Annotated in this window: 6 protein-coding genes and 2 pseudogenes; all 8 read left to right on the forward strand. The window is 60.0% G+C overall.

Going from position 1 to position 7,005, the window contains the following annotated elements; all coding sequences use genetic code 11:
- Positions 1-348: 348 nt before the first annotated feature.
- The 8 genes and pseudogenes from ftsH to AX756_RS24275 all read left to right on the forward strand — a co-directional run bounded on the left by ftsH (position 349) and on the right by AX756_RS24275 (position 6,835).
- Complete coding sequence (ftsH, locus tag AX756_RS24245; RefSeq protein WP_231701180.1) at positions 349-2,229, forward strand: ATP-dependent zinc metalloprotease FtsH; 1,881 nt, start codon at positions 349-351, stop codon at positions 2,227-2,229.
- Positions 2,230-2,250: 21 nt separating this feature from the next.
- The gene (locus AX756_RS24250; protein ID WP_068318364.1) at positions 2,251-2,433 is read left to right on the forward strand and encodes a hypothetical protein; all 183 of its coding nucleotides are present in this window, start codon (positions 2,251-2,253) and stop codon (positions 2,431-2,433) included.
- Positions 2,434-2,739: 306 nt separating this feature from the next.
- Positions 2,740-3,048 (forward strand): annotated as a pseudogene (locus AX756_RS24255) (aminotransferase class I/II-fold pyridoxal phosphate-dependent enzyme); the annotation flags it as partial.
- Positions 2,982-3,584 (forward strand): annotated as a pseudogene (locus AX756_RS26835) (aminotransferase class I/II-fold pyridoxal phosphate-dependent enzyme). The pseudogenes AX756_RS24255 and AX756_RS26835, both read left to right, overlap by 67 nt.
- Complete coding sequence (locus AX756_RS24260; protein ID WP_068318369.1) at positions 3,509-3,715, forward strand: hypothetical protein; 207 nt, start codon at positions 3,509-3,511, stop codon at positions 3,713-3,715. Before AX756_RS26835 ends, AX756_RS24260 begins: the two are co-directional and overlap by 76 nt.
- A 661-nt stretch (positions 3,716-4,376) precedes the next feature.
- Positions 4,377-4,967: a TetR/AcrR family transcriptional regulator gene (locus AX756_RS24265; RefSeq protein ID WP_068318371.1), complete on the forward strand. Its 591-nt coding sequence runs from the start codon at positions 4,377-4,379 to the stop codon at positions 4,965-4,967.
- 143 nt (positions 4,968-5,110) lie between these two features.
- Entirely contained in the window at positions 5,111-6,145 is a 1,035-nt protein-coding gene (gene curA, locus AX756_RS24270; protein WP_068318375.1) for an NADPH-dependent curcumin/dihydrocurcumin reductase, read from the forward strand.
- 12 nt (positions 6,146-6,157) lie between these two features.
- Positions 6,158-6,835 carry a type 1 glutamine amidotransferase domain-containing protein gene (locus tag AX756_RS24275; RefSeq protein WP_068318378.1) on the forward strand — a complete coding sequence of 226 codons (678 nt, stop codon included), beginning with the start codon at positions 6,158-6,160 and terminating at the stop codon, positions 6,833-6,835.
- Positions 6,836-7,005 lie beyond the last annotated feature (170 nt).

Genomic DNA, 7,005 nt, shown 5'->3' on the forward strand with positions numbered 1-7,005 from the left:
CATTAGCTCAAATAAACTCTTGCAAAACCGGGGCCGTCCACAAATGACACCACCTTCCGGATTTCTTTTTCATCTTCACTCGTTGACGGTTCAGATGAGCCAGAAATCCTCAGTTACGCAAATACCTTAATCAGGCCCACAGGAGCTGATCCCGCACATTACCAAAGAAGAAGGCCACTTCGCAGCAAGGCGAAACCATTCCACGGACCGCGTTGATTTGAGTCAACGCCCGTGCATTTGCAAAATGCGAACATGGGATGCCTGAGAGGCGAGATCATGGCAAAGGACCCACATCAACGTTCAGGAGATCCCAACAAACCAAGTGGGGGGGCTACGCTGGTGCCGCTTGTGTTCGCTCTCGTTCTTTTGCTGCTTTACTCGTTCCTGAACCCGGACGCAGCAAGCCAGAATGTCTCCTATAGTGAGATGAAACGGCTGATTGAATCCGGGACGGTCGCCGAGGCGGTCCTGGAAGAGCACAGCATCACCGTTTCGCTTGCGAGTGATACAAGCGGCTCCACTACCGCATACCGGGCTGTGACACCGGTTCAGGGAGATCCACAGCTGCTGCCGCTTCTTGAAGAGGCCGACGTGGAAATCACGGCAAGGCAGCCCGTCAGGAATCCCTTGCTCGTGCTGTTCCTTCCCTGGATCCTGATCCTGCTGGTCTATTTCTGGTTGCAGCGACGCATGTTCAGCCAGATCGGTGGGCTGAATGGAGGCGACGTGGGTGGCATGTTCTCAGGTCGGTTCTCGAAACCGACCTTGTCGTGGTCGGAAACCACATTCGATGACGTGGCTGGCCAGGAACAAGCGAAGAAAGAAGTGGCGGAACTGGTGGAGTTCCTGCGCGAGCCGGAACGTTTCCAGCGTGTGGGAGCGGAGGTGCCTCGCGGTGTTCTGCTGGTGGGACCGCCCGGAACGGGGAAGACGCTTCTTGCGCGCGCTCTGGCAGGAGAAGCAAACGTGCCTTTCTTCTCCACCTCCGCGTCTGAGTTCATCGAGGTCTTTGTCGGTGTAGGTGCCGGGCGTGTTCGAGCCATGTTCGAGGCCGCGCGGAAGGCTGCGCCAGCTGTTGTTTTCATCGACGAACTTGACAGCATCGGCCGGACACGGGGAACCGGGCTCGGCGGCGGCCATGACGAGCGCGAACAGACGCTCAACCAGATCCTTGCCGAACTGGACGGCTTCAGCGGGCGGGAAGCGGTTGTCGTGCTCGCAGCAACGAACCGCCCAGATGTGCTCGATCCGGCACTGCTCCGGCCCGGCCGTTTCGACCGGCACGTGACGCTGAACCTGCCGGATCGGTCTGCGCGCCGTGCCATTCTCGATATCCACGCGCGGATTGTTCCGCTAGCCGACACGAGCGATCTTGACGATGTCGCGGCGGGCACGCCGGGATTTTCCGGGGCGGACCTCAAGAACCTCCTGAACGAGTCCGCCATCATGGCGGCACGACGGCGGGCCGATGTCGTGACATCGGCGGACCTCCAGGAAGCGCGTGACAAGATCATTCTCGGCACCGTCAGAACGCTCGTCATCCAGCCGAAGGAGCGGCATCGCCTCGCGGTCCAAGAAGCCGGTCACACCGCGGTGGCGTTTTTTACCCCGGAGGCGGATCCGCTTTACAAGGTCACGATCATCCCCCGCGGACGCAGCCTCGGCGGAACACATATGCTGGGCCGCGAAGAGCACCACACGCTTCCGGAAAACTACCTTCAGGCGCAGCTTGCAATCCTCTTGGCAGGCCGTGCGGCCGAACGGCATTTCCTCGGAACGGTAAGTTCGGGCGCTGACGACGACATCCGGCGGGCGACCGAACTCGCGCGCTCGATGGTGTCCCGTTGGGGCATGACCGAGGAACTCGGGCCAGTTGATCTGCGCGAAAGCGAGGACCACCCGTTTCTCGGTCGGTCCATCGCGCAGCCGCGCACGCATGCAGACGATACTGCGCCGCGGGTCGACATGGCCGTGATGAAACTTCTGAAAGAGGCAGAAGCGCGGGCTCTGGATATCCTTGTTTCGAATGAGGATGCGATCGTGTGCCTTATCGGCGAACTGGAGGCGCGCGAAACTCTCGAGGCTGAAGACATCCGGCTCTACCTCGAAAGCTCGGGCAAGATTTGTCCCTTGGAGCGGCGTTTGGATCCGACGCGACCACCTCAAACAAGGCGAGGTTCCGTTCGAAAGGTCGAGATCGGGCCAAAGGACCGCCCGGAACCACAGTGATGACCACAAGGAGAGGAAGATATGGAACAGTCGAAGATCCGGGAATATGCCCGCGGCCTTTATGATGCCCATGGCGACAAGGCAGAGGCTGAAGCGGCGCACCGCGCGGTGGAATGTGAAAAGGCCGGAGACGAAAGCGGCGCCGAGGATTGGCGAGCAATCCGTGCCGCCATACGCGAAATTCGCGGTCCGCATGAAAGCTGATCTGGCAGGATGACAACGTGGCCACGCTGAAAGGAACTTAGCTGTTCGGGAAGCGCGCGGATGCGCTTGAGCAAACGGAGACTCAACATGGAAGGAACATCACATCTCCAAGGCAGCTTGGTTTCAGCGTGATGCGCCGCCACCAAGATCTCGGCCATAAGGGAAATGTCGATCCTGAGTGCGCGGGTCTCGGGGGCTGCGTCGCTTGCCTGGGGACTGCTGTCCTTTCCGACCGACCCCCGCGCCGGTGCGGGAAGCGGCCACTAGGGCTCTCAGAGAGGACGCCAACATCGGGATCCGGCAGGATTTCCCGAGATTCGCGAGGCGGTGGCGCGGAATCACTTGAAGCGGAGGGGCTTGGCGGCAGACACCGAACGACACATCGCCGCGATTGCCGACAACATGGGGAGGATCAATGCCCTGTTGAAGGTGCTGCTGGACCCGGGTGACGAGATCGTCCTGACAGATCCAGGCTTTGTCTCCCATATTCAAAAGATCCGATTCCACGGCGGGTTACCGGTTTTTTGGCCGATGAACGAGGCGCGGGGATGGGAATTGGACGCCACATCCCTCGCCGGCCTGATCGGACCACGGACAAAGCAATACTTCTGGTGAACCCCTCGAACGCCACGGGACGTGTGCTGTCCGAGCAGACCTTGCGAAGGGTCGTGGCGATCGCGCGGGAAAGGGCCGTCCTGATCATTCTGGACGACCCGTATAGCGCTTTGGTCCACGATGATCGGGAGAGCTTCTTCAATCTCGCCTCCGCGGGTGAAGTCTAAGATCTTCTGGCCTATTTCTTTACCTTCTCGAAAGTCCATGCAGTGAGCGGGTGGCGCGTCGGCTACTCCGTGGTCCTGGAGAACCTGTGGGACGAGATGGTCAATACCCACGATATGAACATGATATGCCCGCCTCGCGTCTCACAAGTTGCCGCGATTGCGGCGCTGGATGGCGACAAAGCGTGTCTTGCGGAGTTCCGGACGCGACTGCGGGCGAGGCGGGATCTCATCTGCAACCGGATCGATCGGCTGGCGCATAAATTCTCCTACGCCCGCCCCAGGGCGCCAAGTATGTGTTCCCCCGGATTTTGGTTCCGGCGCATTCGGACATTTCCTTCGCTTACGATCTGCTGCGGCAGGCCCGCGTGACCGTCACCCCCGGAAGCGCCTTCGGTGCATCCGGGGCCGGTCACGTCCGCATGGCCTATTGCGTGGGCGCGGACGTCATAGACCTTGCCTTCGACCGAATGGAGCAACACTTCGGCGTCGAGGAAGCCTGATAGGGGTGCCCATGTTAGGAAATGCCGACAACCAAACCGCCGACACCGCCTTCATTGCCAACCCGGAAAGCCACGGCTGCGCCGGACCCGTCGAAGTGATCGAAACCCACTTCTCAAAGGTGTGAGCTAACCGCAGCGGGTTTACTTCATCCTGAGGCAACAAAAGGCCCGCACTTTTTTGAAGTTAGCGTATCGACCCGGCAACTCGGACCAAACTTATCAAGTATCTGTACGCGGGAGCCGATATTGTCGGAAAGGCCTGAAAATGCTCTCCGCCGAATAGCCGCTTCCGTTTGCCGCGGCCTTACAATTCGCTCCAGCAGGGAAGTCCGTTCGCCGCCCATTTTGACAAACTCCGCGGCATTGACTGAGGTCGCCTTTGGGCTCTGAGTCCTCTCGAGATGAGGGTCAGCTTTCGACTATGGCCCCCATTTCCGCTGACGGGTGAGGATACGCTTCCACCTGAACGATGACCCGATCTTCGCGCCCCAGAAAGAGGCGTGAAAAACTTGAGATGCGGTTTCGCACCAAACTGCCAAAGCTGCCACGGCTCTGGTGTTGGGCGGTTGCTTTGGAAGGTATCGACGCGTCTTGAGACATACCATCGAGAAATCCACCATAGCCGCTAGACGACTGGTCTAATCGTACCTATGTCCTACGGATGAAAACGCGATCCAAGGACACACGCAGCCATATCCTGGAAGTCGGTCGCAGTTTGACCGCGCGGCAGGGCTATGTCGGTGTGGGGCTAAGCGAACTTCTGAAGGCTGCGGACGTCCCCAAGGGGTCGTTCTATCACTACTTCCGGTCGAAAGAGGACTATGGCTGCGCACTTCTTGAGGATTTCGTCGCGCAGTACCAGCAATCGCTCGCCGACACCCTCGGAAACAAGGAACTGCCGGCACGCAACCGGTTCCTTGGGTATTTCGAAGGCTGGTTAGAAAAACAGATCGGCCCTTCGCTGCAGGATCGATGCCTCGTGGTGAAGCTGTCAGCAGAGGTCGCCGAATTGTCACCGGACATGAGTCGGATCTTGCAGGAAGGCGTGAACAGCATCCTCTCGAGCCTGACAGAGACCCTGGAGCAAGGCATCTCCGACGGGTCAATTGCGCCGCTGGACGACCCCCACAGCCTTGCGCAATCGATCTACTACCAGTGGCTGGGAGCCAGCCTGGTTGCCGGCCTATCGCATGACGATGCCCCGCTGAAAGCGACGATGGAGGCCACGAGAGAGGCCGTACCTGCCCCCTGAAGCTTTTTGTGAAAGAGAAGCCCCCCGGTGTCATGGCTGCCACGAACGGTAGGCGGCTGGTCTACTCATGACATGCGGGGCTTTCATCTCCAACGAAACGACATCGCGCTTCCTGAAAGCCGCCCATAGGAAAGAAAGATCACATGACGCAGACCACGACGACAAATCGTCAACTTATCCTGGCCGAGCGCCCCAAGGGCGAACCGACCAAGGATACGCTGAAGTTGACCGAGGCGGCCATTCCGACAGCGGGGACCGGGCAGATGCTGCTCCGAACCGTTTACCTGTCGCTGGATCCTTACATGCGCGGCCGGATGAGCAATGCGCCCTCCTACGCGCCTCCGGTCGAGGTCGGAGGCGTCATGGTTGGCGGCACGGTCGCACAAGTCGTGACCTCTGATATCGACGGGTTTGCCGTCGGAGATCACGTGCTCAGTTTCAACGGTTGGCAGGACTACGCCGTTTCGGATGGCACAGGCGTGACGAACCTCGGTGCGTCTCCGGACCACCCGTCCTGGGCGCTGGGGATCCTCGGAATGCCAGGTTTTACCGCCTGGGCGGGGCTAACCCAGATCGGCGCACCTCGGGCAGGTGAAACCATCGTGGTCGCCGCTGCAACCGGCCCTGTGGGCGCGACCGTCGGGCAAATCGGCAAGCTGCTCGGTTGCCGCGTCGTCGGTGTCGCGGGCGGGCAGGACAAGTGCGACTACGCGGTGACCGACCTGGGCTTTGACGCCTGCATCGATCACAAGGCGGACGACTTTGCCGACCAACTGGCCGCTGCCGTCCCGGGTGGCATCGACGTCTATTTCGAGAATGTCGGCGGCAAGGTGCTGGATGCAGTGATCCCGTTGCTGAACGCCAATGCCCGTATGCCAGTTTGCGGTCTGGTCTCACAGTACAACGCGACCAAGCTGCCTGACGGGCCGGACCGGATGAACTGGCTGATGGGGCAGATCCTGCGCAAGAAGATCAAGATGCAGGGCTTTATCATTTTTGATGACTTCGGGCATCTTTACTCCGAATTCGCCAAGGACATGTCGGCGTGGATCGACGCCGACAAGATCAAATACCGCGAAGAGATCATCGACGGTTTGGAAAACGCACCGGAGGCCTTTGTGGGGCTTCTGAAAGGCGAGAATTTCGGCAAGCGGGTTGTCCGCGTTGCCCACAGCTGAAAGGCAAGAAAGATGAAGATACTGATGGTTCTGACCTCGCACGATCAACTCGGCGATACCGGCCACAAGACCGGCTTCTGGCTGGAAGAATTCGCTGCGCCCTATTTCGTCTTCAAAGACGCGGGCGCGGAGATCACGCTTGCCTCGCCCAAGGGCGGTCAGCCCCCGATCGATCCGAGCAGCGACGGAGATGACGCGCAGACGGACGACACCCGCCGGTTCAAAGGCGACAAGGACGCGCAACAGCAGCTCGCCTCGACTATAACGCTCGCGGATGTGACCGAGGACGGCTTCGACGCGATCTTCTATCCTGGCGGACACGGCCCGCTGTGGGACTTGGCGGAAGATGCCGATAGCAGGCGCCTCATCGAAGCCTTCGCAGCAGCAGACCGGCCCGTGGGCGCGGTGTGCCATGCACCGGCGGTGTTCCGTCACACGCAGGGGGGCGACGGCAAACCGTTGGTTTCGGGCCGTCGGGTCACGGGTTTTACCAACTCGGAAGAAGAGGCGGTGGATCTGACAAACGTGGTGCCCTTCCTCGTCGAGGACATGCTGAAGGCCAATGGCGGACAGTTCGAGCGCGGCGACGACTGGGCCGACTTCGTCCTGCGTGACGGCAAGTTGGTCACCGGCCAGAATCCTGCGTCCTCTGCCAGTGCTGCCAAGGAACTGCTGGCGCTGCTTGGCTGATGAGTTTCGAATGGGGCGCTCGGCGAACTGCACTGGCTGCGTCGTTGCTGGGCGTCCCGTCTTCGAGATGGTCTCCAGCTGCTCGCTAATCCGACACCGAAGACATTGTCCATTGGGGGACAGAGGTGGCTCGGGAAATCTGAACGGTTGAGTTAGATGGATTTTCTGCT

It is taken from the genome of Aliiruegeria sabulilitoris (genome assembly GCF_001558155.1).
GTDB lineage: Bacteria > Pseudomonadota > Alphaproteobacteria > Rhodobacterales > Rhodobacteraceae > Tropicimonas > Tropicimonas sabulilitoris.